Source organism: Campylobacter lari (assembly GCF_900638335.1).
In the GTDB taxonomy this organism is placed as follows: Bacteria; Campylobacterota; Campylobacteria; order Campylobacterales; family Campylobacteraceae; genus Campylobacter_D; species Campylobacter_D lari_E.
The window spans coordinates 870995-891388 of record NZ_LR134508.1 but is presented as its reverse complement, the minus strand read 5'-3'; the positions used below and the strand labels follow the sequence as shown (position 1 = coordinate 891388).

The following is a 20394-nucleotide window of genomic DNA, read 5'->3' as shown; positions in this document are numbered from 1 at the left end:
TTAATTCATTAAAATAAATTCTTAAGGAGAATGCTTGAGTAAAGATAATGCTATTGCATTTTTTATTTTTATTATGAGTGTTTTATGTTTTTTTGTTTGGGGGTATAATTATATTCCTAATAATTCCATGATATTATTTATCCTTGCTAGTGTATTTGGTATTTTCATGGCCTTTAATGTCGGCGGTAATGATGTCGCAAATTCATTTGGTACTAGCGTGGGTGCTAAAACAGTTACTATAAAACAAGCTTTGATTATTGCAGCAGTATTTGAATTAAGCGGGGCTGTATTTGCAGGAGGAGAAGTAACAAATACTATAAGAAGCGGTATAGTAGTTTTACCTGATGGAATTAATCCTATGGTATTTGTATGTGTAATGCTCTCAGCTTTGCTAAGTTCAGGAATTTGGCTTTTTGTAGCGACTAAAAAAGGACTTCCAGTTTCTACTACTCATAGTATTATAGGAGGTATTGTAGGTTCAAGTATTGCTATGGGCTTTGTATTTTTTGATCAAGATCAAGCATTATCTATGGTAAATTGGAATGGTATTTATAAAATAGCTATGAGTTGGGTTATTTCGCCTTTGCTTGGCGGGCTTGTGGCGTATTTAATTTATGCTTATATTTATAAAAAAATCCTAAAGCCATCAGAAGAAATAACTCTTGTGGTAAAAGAAATTAAAAAAGAAAAAAAAGCATTTAAAGAAGAATATTTTAAAAATTTAAAAAACAAAAGCCAAGAAGAGCAAATCAAAGAACTTAGCGCTATTGTTTTAGATGATGATGAAAAAAGAAGTGAATATAAGTTAAAAATCAAAGAATTAAAAGAAAAAGAAAAAAATATAGATGTTTTCTCAAGAATGAAATTTCACGTTCCTTTAATAGCAGGTGTAGGTGCATTGACTATTGCTTCCATGTTTTTATTTAAAGGTTTAAATAATGTTTCTACTTTAGATGTAATGCAAAATTTATGGATAGTTTCGATTATTTCTATTTTTGCTTATATTGTTACTTTAGCGGTTGTGAGACTTATGAAAAAAACGCAGGTTAATAAGACCATAGAAAAGATTTTTTCATGGTTTCAAATTTTTACTGCTTCAAGTTTTGCTTTTTCGCATGGAGCTAATGATATAGCTAATGCTCTTGGGCCATTTGCTGCTATTTTAGATGTACTTAAAAACAACACCATTAATCCTAGCTCACCAGTGCCTTTTGCTGTAATGCTTATGTTTGGTATAGCTTTAGTTATTGGGCTTTGGTTTTTAGGTAAAGAAGTTATTCAAACTGTGGGTTCAAAACTTGCTGAAATTAAACCAACAACAGGTTTTAGCGCTGAACTTGGTGCAAGTATTGTTATACTTTTAGCTACCCAACTTGGAATTCCAGTTAGCTCAACTCATATTTTAATCGGTGCTATTTTAGGTATAGGAGTGTTCAATAAAGATGCTAAATGGGCTATGATGAAACCTATTGGTTTAGCATGGGTGATTACTTTGCCAGTTGCTGGAATTCTTTCAAGTATTATTTTTATTATCTTTGTAAATACAATCTTATGAGTTTAAACTCATAAGATATTTTTTAGCCTCATTTAAATTAGAACTATTGATAAAATAATCAATTTTTGCAGGTTTTTTATATACTTTATCATAATATTCAAAAAGCATTTTTACACAAAGTTCTAAATTGTTTTCTTCATAATTTTGACAAAGTTCCATTTTGAAATCCTTGCTGATATAAGGTGATATTTTTTCAACACATTGATAAAATACTTTTTTATCCATTGGAGTGTAGTTTTTCAAAACTCTTTGAATGCGTAAATTCATATCACACTCGCACCAAATTTTCTTAGCTTTTTGCATGCTATTGTATAAATTTAGCGGGATAGTTAAATTGCCAATTTGTCTGCTTTCGGCTTCTATAAAACAAGTTTTATAAGTATAATCTTTTAAAAAATAAAACAACTCATCTTCAAAAGCTTTTTGGCTTGGTTGTTCTCCATAAATTTTACCAAAACTTGATCCTTGATGATTGGCTAGTTTTTCTAAATCTAAAGCATTGTCTAAAGTTTGGATTAAATCACTTTTACCACTTGCTGTATTGCCACAAAGACATAAAAACTCAATATTTAAATCTTTAGTAAAAAACTCACTCACATAGCTTCTATAAGCTTTGTACCCACCTTCTAATCTTACAACTCTATAACCAAGTTCAGCTAAGATTAAAGCAATAGCTTTTGATCTTTTACCACCTCTTGCGCAATAAATTCCCACCAAAGAGCCTATTTTATAATTTTGATAAATTTTATTAATATGCTCGCTCATATTTTTGCAAATATAACTTGCACCTTTTGCTTTAGCTAAGCCTTTGTTTTTCTTATAAAGTGTGCCTATTTCTTTAAATTCATTATCATTGAGCGCGTAGTAATTTTGCGCAGATTTTATATGAGCATAGTTGTATTCTTTAGGGCTTCTTGCATCAATTAAAAGATCAAAATTAAATTTTAAAAAATTTTCAAAATCAACTTCTTTATACATAGTCTTTAAAAGCTTTGCATAAGGTGGTATAAACTTTTTCTAAATCACTCCCACAAACTCTAGTTTGTCCTATGGTAGTGATAAAATTTGTATCACCTTGCCATCTTGGGATTAAATGATAATGACAATGTGGTGCTATGCCAGCTCCTGCTGCGCTGCCTAAATTCATACCTATATTAACACCCTTAGCGTGAAAGTTTTCTTTTAAAATTTTAACTCCAATACGTACAAAATGGCTGATTTCTAGCCATGTATTATTACTTAAATCTTCTATATTTTCTAAATGCTCATAAGGGATAATCATAAAATGACCCGGACTATAAGGATATTTATTCATAATGCCAAAACATTCTTTAGCTCTAAAAATCACTCCAAGTTTTTCATCTTCATTAAGTTCATGCTTACAATGACAAAAAGGGCAAAAATTTTTATCTTTATTGTTAAAATAAACATCCCTCCAAGGCGCGTATAAATACTCCATTAACTCTCCTTTATGCAAGCATGTAGATTTTTAATATTTTTACTTATAAGAGCTTTATTTTTTGGTATCAAAGGTAATAGCTTTTCATCTTCTAATAAAAAAATTCTAGCTCCCGCTAAAATAGCATTATTAAGATTGCTTTTGTTTTCAATGTAAAAAATGGCTTCTAAGCCAAGATGTATTGCAAAATTATAAAGTTTTTTTAGTTGCATAGTTTTTAACATTTTAGGAAATACAATAAACGCATCAGCTCCATATACCAAGCTTTCTAAAATTTGATATTCATCAAAAATAAAATCAAATCGCACAATAGGTTTTTCATGATAGCGTCTAAAAAGGCTTAAATTTTGTATGTCTTGATTAAGCAAAGGGCTTGTTGGTAAGATAATGGCATCAAAATTTTCATGATTAAAATTTAAATCTTTAGAATATAAAAAATGTGAAAGTTTTCCTTCAAGTAAAAGTGTATAAATATCTTTAGGATAAAAGGCATTAGAAGCTAGGCTTCTACCTAGCATATCATAAGGAAAAATTTCTTTTTTACTTTCAAGAATTTTTTGTGTTTTTGAAAAATGATTTTTTAAATCTATTGTTTTAAACATTTTTCGATGGCCTTTAAATGTTCTTTACTTTCATCTGAGCTTGAAAATTCTTTATCGTGAAGTGTTTTTTGCAAAATCTCATAAGCCTTTTTACAATCTTTAAGTTTATAATAACCCCAAGCTAAAGAATCAAGATAATAAAGATTTTGTGGTTCTTGTTCAAGCGCCCAGCCTACTAGCTCTATACCTTTGGCTATATCAATATCATATTCAATCAAGGCATAGCCATAGTAGTTTTGATATAAAGCATCGCTACGCACATCTACGCTTTGTTCAAATTTTTTCATGATAGAGGCTAGAATTTTTGGGTCCGTGACTTTTTTACTTTTAGGATCCATATGAATTTCAAATTCCAAAACGCCTGCCATAGAAAGATATTTTTTATCTTTGCTAAGTTCATAGTGCTTTAAAGCTATTTCATAAGCTTTTTTATAATCTTTTGTTTGTGTGTATAAGAAAATTTTAGTATCAGGGTCTATGTTGTATTTTTGGGTTAAATTTAAAGCCTGAGTATAATTTTTTTCTTGCACTAGTAATTCTATCATAGCGTATATATATTTAATATCATTGTTGAGTTTATATAGCTTTTCAAGGGTTTGAATACTTGCTTTATGATCTTTTTGTTCTTGATAAATTTTTAAAAGTAGGGTGCATGTTTTAAGGGTACAATGTGAGTTTTTTACAAATTCTTCTAAGGCCTTTTTGGCTTGGTTGATATTTTTATTTTTGATATTAATTTCAACTATTTTAAGTAATAAATTTTCATGTCCAAAAAGCTTATAAGCAAGATTGTATTGTTCTAAAGCTTTAGTATATAAGGCTTTTTTAGCAAAAATATCACCTAATATTTCATAATTTCTATAATCTTGTTCTTCTTTGATGAGTTTATAAAGTATAGCTTCAGCTTGCTTATAATCTCCTATTTCAAAAAAATATAAAGCATTTAATCTTGCAATAGTTGTGTATTCTAAAAAGTCTTTAGAAGCTTTTAAAAGCTCATCTTTTTGTTTTAAATTAGCACTTAAAGCTAAAAGTAAAGCCTTTTGTAAATAAATACTTTCATTGTTTTCATGAAATAAATTTGTATAAATATCACATGCTTTTTGAAATTGTCCGTGCTCTTCATAAATAAGTGCTTGTAGGATTTTATCTTCACCTTTGGCTAAAGCAAGGCTTGTTAGGATAAAAACTATAATTAGTGAAAGCAAACCCCTATACATTCTTTTTTTAACTCCTCTTTGTGTGTTTTAAAATACTCCCAAAATGGAAAAGTTCTACATTGCTTTGGTCTATGTTTGTAAATTAAACATTTTTTATACATTGTATCAAAAAAAATACAACGATAGCCATTTTCATACTTTGCTTCTTTAAAGCTATATTTAAATCCAACCTTGATGAGGTATTGTTCTTTAAAGGCTTCAAAGCTTAAATTTAAAAAACTAGCAATAGCCTCTAGCTCTTCTTTGCTAGCATAGATATACCCGCTTTCTCCAGTGCAACACTTCCCGCCGCATTTTTCACAAGCACTTTCATCAAAAGAATAATCAAAACCTTTTTCACACATCATAGCTTATAGTTCCTGTATTTTCATAAATTTCGCTAATTTTTGGATTTAAAACATCATTTTCATACATAAAAAGCGTAGGCATTATAGCGCAAGGACTTTTGCTATTTTTTTTAATATGCATTAAAACAAGTCTTGCGTTAGCTTGTGTATTAGTATGAACACATTGGAGTGAAACTAGTTTTAGTTTAAATTGTTTTAAATAAGCGCAAATTTCATCTAAAAAACTTGCCTCATAACACATAAAAAAACTACCATTTGGCTTGATTAAAGTATTTATTTTAGCAAACATCTTCTCAAGTGGCATAAATTCTTGATATCTTGATATACATAAATGCAAATCTTGACTTTTTTGTGTATTTTTTTTATAAAATGGAGGATTAGAGATTAAAAAATCAAATTTTATATCACTTCTATAGTTTAAAAAGTCTTCACAAATGCCTTGAATTTCAAGTTTATTTTCTTTAGCATTTTTATAACTTAGTTTGATATTTTGCTCTTGGATATCTAGTAGATAAACATTTGAATTTGGAAATTTTTGCTTTGTTAAAAGTCCTAAAATTCCACAACCACATCCTATATCAAGGATATTTCCTTTTAAATTATTTTTAGATAAAAAGTCAAAAAGCAAAAGGCTATCGTTATTATAACGATAGCCTTTTGAATATTGAAAGAGTTTTAGCATTTATAAAGATGATCGCAGATTTTAAACGAATCATTTAAACCTACTATAATAGAAGCTCCGTTTTTACTCGCTATATCACCTGCTACGAATAATCCTTTTACATTACTTTCTTTGTTTTCATCAAAGCTTGGCACACCTTTTTCATCAACTTCTATAGAGCATTTTTGTAAGAAATCAAGTGGAGTTGAACCGCCAATAGCATAAATAATACGATCATAAATTTCATTTGTATTGTTAGTGAAATTTACTTTAGCTTTGCCATTTTCATCTTCAATGCTAGTTATATCTATACCAAGTTTTGCTTTTACACTGCCTTGCTCAAAAGCTTTTTGAATATCTTCTAGATTGATATCGTTTAATCTTGAGAAAGTTTCTCTTCTATAGCAAAGTGTTACATCATTATTTTTAGCTAAATCTATAGCGTATTCTGCTGCTGAATTTCCACCACCTACAATTAAGATTTTTTCACCTTGGCTTGTTGAATTTGCATTAAAATTAATGATTTTTGTTAAAGTTATAGGTAAAGTATAGCTAGGCTTGTTTGGCTTGCCCATTCTACCTATAGCAATAATTGCATTTTTGCAAATATAATTTTCGTTTGCAGTGCTAACGATGAAATTTTCTCCATCTTTTTTAACACTTTCAACTTCACTAGAAAGCTTCACTTCAAGATTATGCTCTTTAATAGCATTTTTGAAAGTTTCTATCGTGCTTTCTCTAGTTCCATCTTCAAAATTTATATGACCATGATTTGTGCTATCGCAGCCTTTATAAGCTTTATCTACTCTTTTACCTTCTTTATAAAATTTTACTAAGGTTTGACAAATCGTATCAGCTTTTTCTAAAACAACTACTTCTTTATTTTTTATTTTAGCTTCTACTCCTGCTGCAATACCTGCAGGGCCAGCGCCGATAACTACCATATCAAAAATTTTCATTATTTCCCTTTTTTAATATTTTTAATGTGTAAATGTATCAAAAAAATGATAATGAAATATAAAAATTATGGATATTTTTTATATTTCATAGATTTTTTATCATAATTATATTTTATTTAATTAATAATTTTTTTTAAAAAATATCTTAAATGTGTAAAAAAATATATCAATTTTTAATTTTTATCTAAAAATATTTATTTTTGAATAAAAAAATAAAAAAATCATATATAGTATAAAAAAGGAGGTTGGTTGATGTATCAAAATGAAAAGCAAAGTTTAAAAAATAACTTTTTTACACTTTTACTGTTATCTTTTTGTGGATCTATTATTTATGGTTTGCCTTATTTTAGAAAATATTATTATGATGATTATATGAGTCTTTATCATTTAAATAATTTTGAAATGGGGCTTTTGGGCAGTGCTTATGGATTGCTTGGTTTGTTTTCTTATGCTTTAGGAGGTTATTTAGCAGATCGTTTTGCACCAAAAAAATTATTGATTATTTCTTTAATTGCTACAGGACTTGGTGGTTTGTTGCATTTATATTTTACTTCTTTAAATGCACTTTTGATTATTTATGGAATTTGGGGAATTACTTCATTATTAACTTTTTGGCCTTCTTTGATGAAAATAGTAAGAAGTTTGGCAAATTCTAAAGAACAAGCAAAAGCTTATGGAATTTTTGAAGGTGGTAGGGGTGTTGTTGGTGCTGCACATTTGGCTATAGCTACAAGTATTTTTGGATATTTTCAAACAAAAGCTTTAGCTGCGCAAGGTATAGAAATGGTTATTATTTTTTATTCTGTAGCTCCTATTGCAAGTGCTGTTTTATTATTTTTTCTTTTAAAAGATGAGGTTAATGAACAAAGCGAGAAGATTAAAATTAAAGATTTAGTTTTTCTTTTGAAAAATTCTGCTCTTTGGCTTGTGGTTGCTATTACTTTTTGTACCTATTTTTTTAATATGAGTTTTTATTATTTTACTCCTTATGCAAGTAATGTGATAGGAGCTTCTGCTGTTTTTGCAGCTATTTTAACAGTATTAGCTCAATACATTCGTCCTGTTTCTTCTGTGGTAGGTGGGTTTATAGCAGATGGATATGGAAAGGCTAAAATAATGATGATAGGCTTTATTTTGATGGGAATTGGTGTTGTTTTTTTAATGCTTAGTTCAAAATTAAATGGATTTTTACAAATGAGTGTTTTAACTTCTGCTTGTGTGGTAATTTATGTAGCTATGTATTCTAATTTTGGAATTTATTATTCTTTACTTAGTGAGGGAAAAATTCCTATTCATTTAGCAGGTATGGCCATAGGTATTGTATCTACTTTTGGATATTTGCCTGAGGTTTTTGCACCTTTGCTTGCTGGGGATTTATTAGATAGATATCCAGGTGTAAAAGGTTTTCATATATATTTTACTATTATGATAGCTATGGCTATTTTGGGTGTAATGTTTTGTTTGATTTGGATTAAAAAATACAATAAAAAGGAGATGAAATGAAAGAAATTATTCTTGATTTTAAAAACAAGGTTAAAGTGATAGAAAATGAATGGATAGTTTTAAAAGATGGCACCAAGCTTTCATCACGAATTTGGCTTCCTCAGGTAAAAGAAAAAGTTCCTGCTATATTAGAATACATTCCTTATAGAAAAAATGATGGAACAAGAGGTAGAGATGAGCCTATGCATGGATATTTTAGCGGTAATGGCTATGCGGTTGTTAGAGTTGATATTAGAGGAAGTGGGGAATCTGATGGTTTATTAGAAGATGAATATTTAAAGCAAGAACAAGATGATGCTTTAGAAGTTATTGAATGGATAGCAAAGCAAGAATGGTGTGATGGGAATATTGGTATGATGGGTAAATCTTGGGGTGGATTTAATTCTTTACAAGTTGCAGCAAGAAAACCTAAAAATTTAAAAGCCATTATAGTAGTAGGTTTTACTGACGATAGATTTAATGAAGATATTCATTATAAAGGTGGATGTTTGCTTAATGATAATTTTTGGTGGGGTAATATCATGCTTGCATATCAATCACGCTTTGTTGATCCAAAAATTGATCCAAATGGTAGAAATAAATGGCTCAATAGGCTTGAGAATATGCCTTTATGGCCCACATTGTGGCTTGAGCATACTTTAAAAGATGACTATTGGAAGCACGGATCTGTTGGAGAAAATTATGATGATATACAAGTTCCTGTTTTTGCATTAGATGGGTGGGCTGATTCTTATACTAATCCTGTTTTTACTCTGATGAATGGTTTAAAAGTTCCAAAAAAAGCTATCGTTGGTCCTTGGGCTCATGTTTATCCTCATGATGGCTTGCCTTTACCTGCAATGGGCTTTTTACAAGAAGCACTTAAATGGTGGGATAAATGGCTTAAAAATGAAGAAAATAATGTGCTTGAAGCTCCTATGATACAAGCATATATTGAAAATAGTTCTAAGCCAAATTCAAAAACAGAGAAAGTAGAAGGTCGTTTTGTTGTTTTAAATGATTTTAAAAATGATATTAGCTATAAAAAATACTATTTAAATCCGTATAAACTAACATGCAAAAAATCAAGTGAATTTATCAAAATCAACACTCCATTAAATCATGGGCTTTTATCTGGAGAGTGGATGGGGGCTGGTGTTTTAGGAGAAAGCCCTAGTGACCAAAGGTTAGATGATGGGATGGCAGTTGTTTTTGAAAGTGATTTTTTAGAACAAGATTTAGATATTTTGGGTTTTCCAATTTTAAATATAAAAATTGCAAGCGATCAAGAAAAAGCTATGCTTTTTGCTCAACTTAGTGAAGTTAGAGCTGATGGTTTTGTAAAAAGAGTAAGTTATGGAGTGATCAATCTTGCATTAAGTGATGATAAAGAGCAATTTATACCTTTAAAAAAAGATGAATTTATTCAAAAGCAAATCAAACTTGATGCTTGTGGATATAGATTTGCTAAGGGTTCTAAGATAAGATTATCATTAGCAAATTCTTTTTGGCCTATGTTTTGGCCTATGCCAAAAATTTCAACCTTAACTTTAGATTTAAATGAGTGTGAATTTAATTTACCATGTTTTAGTGGTCAAGATAGCGATAAAATAAATATGCAAGCACAAAGTGCTCCTTTAACCCCAATAACACTTTTAGAAGAAGGTAGGGTAGATAGAAGCATTTCTTATGATATTTTAAACGATACTTGGACTTGTATTACAGATGGTGTTGGTGGAGTTTTTGGAGAAGGTGTTTATAGATTTGATGAGGTTGATGTTTTAGTAAAGCACAATTTAAAAAGAGAGTTAAAACTTCAAAATGAAAACCCATTAAGTGCAGAATATACTATTATTCAAACAATGCAAATAGGACGTGAGGGTTGTATGATGGAGGCAGATATAATCTTAACACAAACTAGTGATTTGGAGTATTTTTATATTAAGGGAAAAATAGCAGTTAAAGAAAATGATAAGCTTGTTTTTGATAAAAAATATGATTATAAAACTAAAAGAAATAGTTTGTAAAATTTCCCAAAGTAAAATTACTTTGGGAATTAATTTTCTTGTAAGATTTTAGCTAAATCTTTAGCGCCTTTTAAATCCACTTTACCAGAACCTAAAAGTGGAATTTGTTCGACTTTAAAATATTTACTTGGTTTAAAAATAGCAGGCATGGTAGAGTTTTTAATTGCTTCGCAAATTCCTTCAAAGTCTTGATCTTGGCATTCTATTAACAAGCACACCATTTCGCCTTTTTTATCATCATCTAGTGCCACTGCGCAAAATTTCACTACATCAGTGTTAATAAATTTAGCAATTTCCTCTTCTAAAGCCCCTAAAGATATCATTTCTCCGCCAATTTTTGCAAAACGAGAATAACGATCTACTATATATAAAAAGCCATCCTCATCTACATGACCTTTATCACCAGTATTGTACCAGCGTATGCCATCGATTTCTTTGATAACTTCATCGGTTTTTTCTTTATTGTTTAAATAACCTACCATAACCTGATGGCCACCAATGAGTATTAATCCATCTTCTCCATGATTTAAACTTTCATAAGTAGATGGATCTACTATGCGTATAGCACTTCCTGGTAAAGGCATACCTACACTACCTTCTTTATTTGCACGATGTAAAATCCAATAATCAGGATCAAATTTATTTGGTAAATTCACACTTGCAACCGGAGTGGTTTCAGTGGCCCCATAGCCTTCAAAAATAGGTTTTTTAAATTTTATTTCAAAGGCGCTTCTTACTTCGCTTTTGAGTTTTTCAGCACCTGAGACGATAATTCTTAAGCTTTCAAACATGATTGCATCAAGTTTTTTATTTCTTGCATAAATACCTAGAAAAGTTGAAGTAGCACACATAATGCTAACATTATTTTTTACTATAGCTTTTGCTACACCTAGCGCATCTGTTGGATCAGCATGTGTTATGCTTTTAATCCCTTCTAATAAAGGCATAAAAGTAGTTACGGTTAATCCAAAAGCATGGAAAGGTGGTAAAGAAGATAAAACAACATCTTCATTTTTTGCACATAATACATCTGAAATTTGAGCTATATTGCTTAAAATATTGCGATTATTTAGCATTACTCCTTTAGGCGTTCCCTCGCTACCACTACTAAATAATATAGCAGCTATGGCAAGATTTTGTTTATTAGGTGCAAATAATGCTTTTATTAAACAAGTAGGTAAAATACTTACTAAAGCAAGCATAGAAAAGATTTTGAGTTTTTGTTTTTTAAAGCTTGTGATAACATCTTCCATAAAAATGATTCTAACATGCTCTTCAAATTCTAGTTTTATACCTTTATTTTCTAATTTTTCCATAAATTTTCTAGAAGTATAAATTTGTTGAATTTGAGAACTTTGAATGGCTTGATTAATCGCTTTTACACCTGCTGTGAAATTTAAATTTACCACGATTTTATTGGCAAGTAATACAGCTAGATTACAAAGAGAGCTAGCCATAGAAGCAGGGAGTAAAATTCCCACGCATTCTTCTTTTGGGGTATAGCTTCCTTGGGTAGGTTGTATATTTAATTCATGCGATTTATTTTTTATGAAAGAGCTAAAAACCAAGCTTAAAGCAAGCATTTTTCTATAGGTAATGCCACCTATTAAAGGATCAACAATAGCTATTTGACTTAAATTTCTTTTAGCGCTATCTATCCAAGCTCTGGCTATAGTATGCATACTTTCACATTGAGATTTCCAAGCAATAAATGAAAGTTCAAAAACCTTTGCTTTGACCACTTCTTTTTTAGTGTGTATTGGTAAGCTTTTTCCAAAAGCAATGGCGATTTTTCTTTTGCTTATTTTGCGGTTTCTTGCTGAAAATTCTTCATCGCTTCTTGAAAAAGCACTTCCCCAAAGTCCTCTAATATAAAAAGGCAAAATCACTCCATCTTGTTCTTCTAATTTTGAGCAAACTAACTCAAATCCGCCTTTAAATTCATTAAGCTGCCCATGGCGTGAAAGTACTCCTTCTGGGAAAAGGCAAACTAAATTTCCGTTTTTAATATGCATAGCAATAAGCTCTAAGCTTGATTTACTAGAAGCACTTGAAACAGGAATAACTCCAAATTTATCAAGAAAAATTTTAATATACCACTTAGAATAAATGCTTTTTTCCATAACAAAATAAATTTTTCTTGGTATGGCCATTTGTACAATAGCCCAATCTATAAAAGATATATGATTACCAAGTAATAACGCTCCACCTTTTTCAGGAATATTCTCAAAACCTTCTACTAATAAACGGTAGCGTTGAAAAAACGCTATACTCATTAATAAACGCACTAAAGAAAAAGGCAGTTTACTTAGCACATAAACGCTTCCAAAAAATGCCACAGTGATGATAAAATAAAATAAATTTATCACTTCAAATTCAGCATAAGCAGCAAAAGTAGCTAGTGCTAAAAAGCCTAACATAAAAATATTTTGTATGAAATTATTTCCTGCTAAGACTTTTCCTAGTTCATTTTCTTTTGCATGAAATTGTATGAGAGAATTTAAAGGTATGATAAAAAATGCACCACTTAAACCAAAAATAAAAAACACCACGCTATAACTTAGTAAATTTTCTAAAAATGGCATTAAAACGCTCATTAGAAAAATCCCTAAAGCACCTAGTGGTATGAGGCCTAATTCGATGTAATTTTTAGAAAACTTACCACTAATAAGCGATCCTATAATCACTCCTATACCAGAAAAAGCTAAAGAGCATTGTACATAAAATGTATTTTCTATGAAAAGATCGTTTTTTGCATATACAGGAAAACTCACTAGATAAAGTTGTGATATGGCCCAAAAAAGTGAAATTCCTACAATACAAAGCCAAATGATTTTATGAGAAAATATTGTTTTTAAATTAGAGGCTAAAAGCTTTCCTTGGAAATATTGTTTTTTATCAAAACTTAAACTTTTATCTTCTTCTTTTAAGCTAGGAAGTTTATAAGCTAAAAAAAGTTCCAATAAAGCAAAAGCTATTAATACAAAACCTAAAGGCGCAATTTGTGTTAAAATGTCTGAAGGGGTGTTAAAATTTGGCTCAAAAAGCATTTCAAAGCTTAGAGAAAATACCGCCATACCCGCTAAAATAGCCACAATGCTTACCGCATTTACGGCTCCATTTCCCATAGCTAAAAGCTCTTTTCCTACTAATTCTTTTATAAAACCATATTTTGCAGGAGAGTATAAAGCAGATTGCACTCCCATGATAAAAGTCATTACAAAAGCAAGCCAAAATGCTCCAAGATAATAACACAAACAAATAATACAAGTTAATATTACCGAAAATAATGCAGATATTTTCATGATTTTATTTTTAGGAAATTTATCTGCTAAAAATCCAGATGGTGAAAGCATAAGGATAAAAGGTAAAAGCATTAAGGCATTAACAATAGCAGTTAAAAAAAGTTGAGTACTATCTTCATAAAATTTATAGATAGTGTTTTGTATAATGATTTTGTGTCCTAAATCCACAAAAGCATTAATAAAAGCTACTGCTAAAAATGGCAATACGCCAAAAATCTTTAAAAAATTTCCTTGCATTTAAAACTCCATTCTATTTTAAAAATATTATTTTATTATATAAAATTTAAATGGAGTTTTGATATTTGATTAATCTTTAAATTCTACCACTTCATCAAATGCAAAACGAGCTTTTTCTACGCTAGTATTTTCTTGGGTATGTCCTAAAGTAATAAGCATGGATACTCTTTGCTTGGTAGTGTCTAAATCTAAATATTGATTGATTTTATCTTTATCAAAGCCACCGATAATACATGAGCCTAAATTTAAACTATAAGCAGCATTGATAATATTTGCAATAGCAAGATAACTTTGTTCTTTTGCATAAATAAAACTTTGTTCTAAATTCATTGCGTCTAAAAATGGCTTATAAGTTTGTAAGCGTTTATTTAATTCTTCTTGGCTTAAGCCACGCTTTTTCAGTTTTTCTTCAAAATAATCTTTAAAATCAGCCCTTGAAGTTACAACAATAATAGCAGCACAATTTGCTACATGGCTTTGATTGTTAGCTATTTTAGCAATTTCTTTTTTATGTTCATTTTTTTGAAAAACTAAGAATTTCCAAGGTTCAAGTCCTAAGGAACTAGGAGACAATCTAGCACATTCTAAGATATATTCTAAATTCTCTTTAGAAATTTTTTCTTGGGTATAAGTTCTAATCGAAGAGCGATTTTGCATTAAATTTAAATAATCTTGCATTATTTTTCCTTTTTTTGATTTATCTTATATCTTATAAGCTTTAAAATTGTTAAAATTATATTTTATTGTTACAATTTTATTTTTACTTTATACAAATGTTTTATTATATGATTTTAAAGGATTAAAATGAAAAAAATAATTTATTTAGGCGTATTTTTGATTATACTCATTATAGGAGTGTATTTTTTCTTTTTTGCAAACAAAGAAGAATATAATTATCTAACTTATGAAGTTAAAAAACAAGATATTACTCAAAGTATAGAAGCAATTGGCGAAGTTTATGCAAAAACCCAAGTTGATGTTGGTGCGCAAGTTAGTGGGCAAATTACTAAACTTTATGTAAAATTAGGTGATCATGTTAATGAAGGTGATTTAATTGCACAAATTGATAAAGATAAGCAACAAAATGATTTAGATATTACCAAAGCTCAACTTGAAAGCGCAAAGGCAAATTTAGAAAGTAAAAAAATTGCCCTTGATATAGCTACTAAACAATACCAAAGAGAGCAAAAGCTTTATGCCAAAAAGGCTACTTCCTTAGAAAATCTTGAAAATCTTAAAAATACTTTTTATGCTTTAAGAGCAAATGTGGCTGATTTAAAAGCTCAAACTACTCAACTTGAAATTTCTTTAAAAAATGCTCAAAAAGATTTAGCTTATACTACTATAACTGCACCTAGTAAGGGTGAGATTATTAATGTAGCGGTTGAAGAGGGTCAAACTGTAAATGCAAACCAAAATACACCAAGTATAGTGCGTTTGGCTGATTTAAGTGAAATGGAAATTCGTATGCAAATAGCTGAAGCTGATATTAATAAAATCAGTGTTGGTAAAAAGGTTAAATTTAGCATTTTAAATGAACCTGATAAAAAATACGAAGCAACTATTTCGAGTATAGATCCAGCAAATACTACTATAAGTGATGCAACAAGTAATACAAATTTAAACTCAAACTCAAGTACTAGCACTAGCGCTGTGTATTATTACGCAAGGGTTTTTGTAAAAAATAATAATAATTTTTTACGCATAGGTATGAGTACAGAAAATGAAATTGCCATTAAAACAGAAAATAATACCTTAGTTATACCAACTTTGGCTATAAAAAGCGATACAAAGGGATATTATGTAGAAATTTTAAAAACAAATAATATAAGCGTAAAAACACCTGTTAAATTAGGTATTAAAGATAGTTTAAATACTCAAATTTTAGATGGTATTAATGAGGGTGATTTAGTTATTATAGGTAAAAATAAAAAATGATATGCTTAGAAAATATACAAAAAAAGATTAATAATACAACTATTTTAGAAAATATTAATCTTTATATTCAAAAGGGAGAATTTGTAGCCATTATAGGACAATCAGGTAGTGGGAAAACTTCTCTTTTAAACATCATAGGCACGCTTGATGAACCAAGTAGTGGAAAATATTTTTTAGATGCACATGAAGTAACTAATTTAAGTAAAGATGAAAAAGCAAGAATTAGACGTGAAAAAATCGGTTTTATTTTCCAAAGATATAATTTGCTTAGTCTTTTAAATGCTAAAGATAATGTTGCTTTGCCTGCTGTTTATGCGGGTAAAAACAAACATGAAAGATCACAAAAGGCTAAAGAATTACTTTCTTTCTTAGAGCTTGATCATAAAGAATTATCAAAGCCAAATGAACTAAGTGGTGGGCAACAGCAAAGAGTTTCTATAGCAAGAGCTTTGATGAATGGTGGTGAGCTTATTTTAGCAGATGAGCCAACGGGTGCGCTTGATTCTAAAAGTGGTAAGATAGTTTTAGAAATTTTAAACAAACTAAACGAGCAAGGACATACTGTAGTTTTGGTAACTCATGATAGAGAAATAGCTGCTAGAGCAAAAAGAGTTATAGAAATTAAAGATGGTAAAATTATAAGTGATAATGGTGCAAAAAAATCAGACGAAATAAAAACTAAGTTAATGCCAAAAGAGAAAAAAAGCTTTAATTTACTTAAAAATCAGCTTTTTGAAAGTTTGAAGATGTCTATAGCTTCCATTGTAGCACACAAACTACGCTCTTTGCTTACTATGCTTGGTATTATTATAGGTATAGCTTCAGTAGTTTGCGTGGTTGCTTTAGGACTTGGAGCTCAACAAAATATACTTGCTTCTATTAGCTCTATTGGTACTAATACCATAGAAGTTGTTTCAGGGCGTGGCTTGGGAGATATTCGATCAGGTAGAACAAGGCTTAATTTAAGTGATTTAAAAACTTTAAGTTCTTTGCCTTATTTAGAAGCAGTGGAAGCAGATGTAGGCAAAGTGGGGGTTGTAACTTATAAGAATAATTCTTTACAGGCTAGAATTCATGGAGTAGGGCCAAATCATCTAAGACTTAGAGGTTTTGTAATGGTGGATGGTAGATTTATTAATAATGAAGATATAAAAGATAATACTAATATTTGCATTATAGATGAAAATGCTTTAAGAATTTTATTTGATAGTATCAGTGCTAAAGATGTTTTAGGTAAAAGTGTGATTTTTAACAAACAGCCTTTAACCATAGTTGGAGTTTTAAAAAAAGAAAGAGATAATAAAGGCTTTAGGGCTGATGAAAATACTATTAAAATTTATACTCCTTATTCTACTTTGATGAATAAAATCACAGGGGATAAACAAATAAGAGCCATAGTAACTAAGGTAAAAGATGAGATAAATCCTGCTTTAGCTGAAGAGGCTATGGTAAAAATTTTAGAGATTAAACGCGGAAAAAAAGATTTTTTCACTATAAATTCTGATGCAATTAAAAATGCCATTGAGGAAAATACTGCTACTTTGACTTTACTTATTTCTTCTATTGCAGTGGTATCTTTGATAGTAGGTGGTATTGGTGTGATGAATATCATGCTTGTTTCAGTAAGTGAGCGTACAAGAGAAATTGGAGTTAGAATGGCTATTGGGGCTAGAAAAGAGGATATTTTGATGCAATTTTTAATCGAAGCTGTATTGATTTGTTCTTTGGGAGCTATTTTTGGAGTAATGCTTTCTTTTATTATCATTGAAGTATTTAATTCTTTAAATTTTGGTTTTACGATGATACTTTCGTTAAATTCAGTATTTTTAGGGCTTTTAAGTTCGGTTTTAATCGGAGTGGTTTTTGGATTTTTCCCAGCAAAAAATGCAGCAAATTTAAATCCTATTAGTGCTTTATCAAAGGAATGAGATGAGAATATTTTTATTATTTTTTGTAGCCTTTTTTTTAAATGCTTGTGTAGGTGTAAAATTAGAGCAAGTATCTCAAGATCAAATAAAAAAAGAATATTTTGAAGATTTTAATGCAAGTAAGGCTTGGTGGGAAAAATATAACAATCAAGATTTAAATAATATCTTAAAAGCTATTATGGATAATAATAAAGATTTAAATGTAGCAAGGGTTAATTTTTTAAGCACTTTAGCTAGATATAAGCTTTTAAATTTAGATCTTTATCCTACTTTAAGTGGAAATTTAGGTGCAAATATAAGAAAAAATTTAAACAATGGTGCAAAAACACATAGCTTTTCAAATGGCATTATGTTAAATTATGAGCTTGATATATATGGCAAAATTTCAGATCAAGTTGCTAGTTCTGAATTTTTAGCAAAAGCAAGCGAATATGAGTTACGCTCTTTAGAGCTTGATACGATTAATTTAGCGATTAATAGCATTTTTGAATTGATTTATTTTAATGATGTGGATCGATTACTAAACAATCATTTGAAAAATCTTGAGCAAATGCTAGAAATTTATACTACTAAATTTAATTATGGTAAGGTTGAGTATATTGATCTTTTAAATATTAAAAAGTCTTTATTAAATACTAAACAAAATATCATCACAAATTTGCAAAATAAAGACTTAACACTTAAAAATATAAAAGATTTGCTAGGCAAAGATGATGAGCGTTTGATTAATAAAATACTAAATTATACTCTCGAAGATTTTTCATTGCAAAAAATTAATTTTAATATAGAGTTAAAAATGCTTGCTTATAGACCACAAGTTCAAGCAAAGCTAAATCAACTTATGGCTTCTTATAAAGATTATGCAAGTGTGCAAAAAAGCATTTTACCTAGCATAAAAATATTGGGAAATTTAGATGGGGGTGATAAAAAATTTGATGAGAGTTTTAAATTTTTAATCTTAGGTGGAAATGTTGTTATTGATTTACCATTTTTGGACTTTTATAGAGTAAGACAAAATGTAAAAATTTCTGAATTTGCATACCAAGTACGCTTATATGAGTATAAGGATGCATTGCAAAGAGCTATTCATGAGTTTCAGCTTTGTTATGAAAATGATAAATACTATAATGATTTGTTAAATTTAGTAAAAGACATTAATACTAATCAAGCAAAAATTACACAATTATATTTTGAAAAATACGAATTAGGGCGTAATGAGCTAAAAGATTATCTTGATGCGGATGCTTTGCTTATTAATTCACTTCAAGAACTTAATAGAGCGAAACTATCTTTGCTTAAAAATGTTAATTTATATCATAATATAGTCTTGATTTCAAAGTAAAATAAACTTAAAAGTGTTTCATTTTGTAATATCTTAGTAAAGAGTAGTGTTTATTTGCGTTGTTTTTAAAGTCATTTAGATTACAATTGATAAGTAAATCAAACAAAGGAGAGGTATGAAATTTGATTTTTATGCAACGCTAGTTACTATGGTTATAGTACTGCTTTTGGGCGTTTTTGTCATTAAAAGGGTAAAATTTCTTCGTGATTATAATATCCCTGAACCAGTTGTTGGTGGTGGAATAGCTGCGATTATTCTTTTAATCTTACATAGTTCTTTTTCATTAGACATTAAATTTGATGAATCTATGAAAGATCCACTAATGCTTGCATTTTTCTCAAGTATTGGTTTGTTAGCTGATTTTGCTTCATTAAAAAAAGGTGGTAGAAAATTAGCGATTTTTTTGGTGGTAGTAGTTGGCTTGCTTTTTGCACAAAATATAGTTGGTATAGGTGTTGCAAGCGCTATGGGGCAAAATCCACTAATGGGGCTTATAGCAGGTTCTGTTACAATGAGTGGTGGTCATGGTACAGGTGCAGCTTGGGCGGCTGAATTTATCAAAGAGCCTTATTTGTATTCTAGTGCAACTACTGTTGCTATTGCTTGTGCTACTTTTGGACTTATCTCAGGTGGTATCATAGGCGGTCCTGTTGCAAGATATTTGGTTAATAAGCATAAATTAGTGGTTCCAAAACAAAATGATGATAAAGATGCAATTTTGAATTTCCAATCTCCAGAAAAAGAAAGATTAATCACTCCATCTTCTTTTATAGAGTCTTTAGCATTGATTGCTTTGTGTTTATTAATAGGTAGTGCTTTATCTACTTATATTAAGACAAATACAGGTTTTACTTTACCAACTTTTGTATATTGTCTTTTTGTAGGTGTTGTTTTAAGAAATGTTTTATCAGCTACAAAAATTCACCATGTGTTTGATAGAGAAGTATCAGTTTTAGGTAATGTAAGCTTGTCTTTATTCTTGGCTTTAGCATTAATGACTATTAATCTTTGGGATCTAGTTACCCTTGCTCTACCGATGTTAGTAATTTTAGTAGTGCAAGTTGCTATGATGGCTGCTTTTGCTATATTTGTAACCTTTAGGGTATGTGGAAAAGACTATGATGCAGCGGTTTTGGCAGCAGGTCATTGTGGTTTTGGTTTAGGCGCTACTCCAACAGCTATGGTAAATATGCAAACTGTAACAAATCACTATGGTATGAGCCATATGGCATTTATTATTGTGCCTTTAGTAGGTGCGTTTTTTATAGATATAGTAAATGCCTTAGTGATTAATGCTTTCTTGTATCTACCATTCTTTCATTAAATTAATCT

At 29.6% G+C, this 20394-nt stretch carries 16 protein-coding genes; 7 read left to right on the top strand and 9 right to left on the bottom strand.

All coding sequences use genetic code 11. The features are described 5' to 3' along the window. Positions 1–34: 34 nt before the first annotated feature. Positions 35–1555, top strand: coding sequence for an inorganic phosphate transporter (locus tag EL235_RS04610; RefSeq protein ID WP_114640394.1), 1521 nt, complete (start codon positions 35–37; stop codon positions 1553–1555). Here the strand turns inward: EL235_RS04610 and mnmH are convergent. From mnmH to EL235_RS04575, 7 genes are read right to left on the bottom strand one after another with little or no spacing between them, the layout of a single operon-like run. Then, positions 1550–2533, bottom strand: a complete 984-nt coding sequence (gene mnmH, locus EL235_RS04605) for a tRNA 2-selenouridine(34) synthase MnmH (RefSeq protein WP_126340902.1) — start codon at positions 2531–2533, stop codon at positions 1550–1552. The two genes, EL235_RS04610 and mnmH, sit on opposite strands and share 6 nt — an antisense overlap. After that, the gene (locus tag EL235_RS04600) at positions 2526–3014 is read right to left on the bottom strand and encodes an HIT family hydrolase, FHIT branch (RefSeq protein ID WP_039626364.1); all 489 of its coding nucleotides are present in this window, start codon (positions 3012–3014) and stop codon (positions 2526–2528) included. The genes mnmH and EL235_RS04600 overlap by 8 nt, the downstream gene beginning before the upstream one ends. Continuing rightward, the gene (locus EL235_RS04595; RefSeq protein ID WP_052243293.1) at positions 3014–3616 is read right to left on the bottom strand and encodes a beta/alpha barrel domain-containing protein; all 603 of its coding nucleotides are present in this window, start codon (positions 3614–3616) and stop codon (positions 3014–3016) included. The genes EL235_RS04600 and EL235_RS04595 overlap by 1 nt, the downstream gene beginning before the upstream one ends. Beyond that, the gene (locus EL235_RS04590; protein ID WP_126340901.1) at positions 3601–4836 is read right to left on the bottom strand and encodes a tetratricopeptide repeat protein; all 1236 of its coding nucleotides are present in this window, start codon (positions 4834–4836) and stop codon (positions 3601–3603) included. Before EL235_RS04590 ends, EL235_RS04595 begins: the two co-directional genes overlap by 16 nt. After that, positions 4812–5183 carry a YkgJ family cysteine cluster protein gene (locus EL235_RS04585; protein ID WP_039626360.1) on the bottom strand — a complete coding sequence of 124 codons (372 nt, stop codon included), beginning with the start codon at positions 5181–5183 and terminating at the stop codon, positions 4812–4814. The genes EL235_RS04590 and EL235_RS04585 overlap by 25 nt, the downstream gene beginning before the upstream one ends. After that, positions 5173–5865 (bottom strand): tRNA1(Val) (adenine(37)-N6)-methyltransferase, encoded by a 693-nt coding sequence (locus EL235_RS04580; protein WP_114640390.1) that lies wholly within the window; start codon positions 5863–5865, stop codon positions 5173–5175. The genes EL235_RS04585 and EL235_RS04580 overlap by 11 nt, the downstream gene beginning before the upstream one ends. After that, on the bottom strand, positions 5859–6803 hold the full coding sequence (locus EL235_RS04575; protein WP_039626356.1) for an NAD(P)-binding domain-containing protein: 945 nt from the start codon (positions 6801–6803) through the stop codon (positions 5859–5861). Before EL235_RS04575 ends, EL235_RS04580 begins: the two co-directional genes overlap by 7 nt. Positions 6804–7055: 252 nt before the next feature. Between EL235_RS04575 and EL235_RS04570 the strand changes: the two genes are divergently transcribed. After that, positions 7056–8306, top strand: a complete 1251-nt coding sequence (locus EL235_RS04570; RefSeq protein WP_039626354.1) for an MFS transporter — start codon at positions 7056–7058, stop codon at positions 8304–8306. Continuing rightward, complete coding sequence (locus tag EL235_RS04565) at positions 8303–10312, top strand: CocE/NonD family hydrolase (protein ID WP_126340900.1); 2010 nt, start codon at positions 8303–8305, stop codon at positions 10310–10312. Before EL235_RS04570 ends, EL235_RS04565 begins: the two co-directional genes overlap by 4 nt. A 29-nt stretch (positions 10313–10341) precedes the next feature. Here the strand turns inward: EL235_RS04565 and EL235_RS04560 are convergent, their stop codons facing one another. Together EL235_RS04560 and EL235_RS04555 are read right to left on the bottom strand one after the other, a co-directional pair. After that, complete coding sequence (locus EL235_RS04560; protein ID WP_126340899.1) at positions 10342–13854, bottom strand: acyl-[ACP]--phospholipid O-acyltransferase; 3513 nt, start codon at positions 13852–13854, stop codon at positions 10342–10344. A 69-nt stretch (positions 13855–13923) separates the two neighbouring features. Further along, positions 13924–14532: a nitroreductase gene (locus EL235_RS04555; protein ID WP_039626348.1), complete on the bottom strand. Its 609-nt coding sequence runs from the start codon at positions 14530–14532 to the stop codon at positions 13924–13926. A gap of 126 nt (positions 14533–14658) precedes the next feature. Here EL235_RS04555 and EL235_RS04550 point away from each other — a divergent pair, with 126 nt between their 5' ends. The 4 genes from EL235_RS04550 (at position 14659) to gltS (ending at position 20386) form a co-directional block, all read left to right on the top strand. Beyond that, entirely contained in the window at positions 14659–15792 is a 1134-nt protein-coding gene (locus tag EL235_RS04550; RefSeq protein ID WP_126340898.1) for an efflux RND transporter periplasmic adaptor subunit, read from the top strand. After that, complete coding sequence (locus EL235_RS04545; protein WP_114640385.1) at positions 15789–17720, top strand: ABC transporter permease; 1932 nt, start codon at positions 15789–15791, stop codon at positions 17718–17720. Before EL235_RS04550 ends, EL235_RS04545 begins: the two co-directional genes overlap by 4 nt. A 1-nt stretch (position 17721) precedes the next feature. Then, positions 17722–19062 carry a TolC family protein gene (locus EL235_RS04540; protein WP_039626342.1) on the top strand — a complete coding sequence of 447 codons (1341 nt, stop codon included), beginning with the start codon at positions 17722–17724 and terminating at the stop codon, positions 19060–19062. 115 nt (positions 19063–19177) lie between these two features. Further along, positions 19178–20386, top strand: a complete 1209-nt coding sequence (gltS, locus tag EL235_RS04535; protein ID WP_039626340.1) for a sodium/glutamate symporter — start codon at positions 19178–19180, stop codon at positions 20384–20386. The last annotated feature ends 8 nt before the right edge of the window (positions 20387–20394 follow it).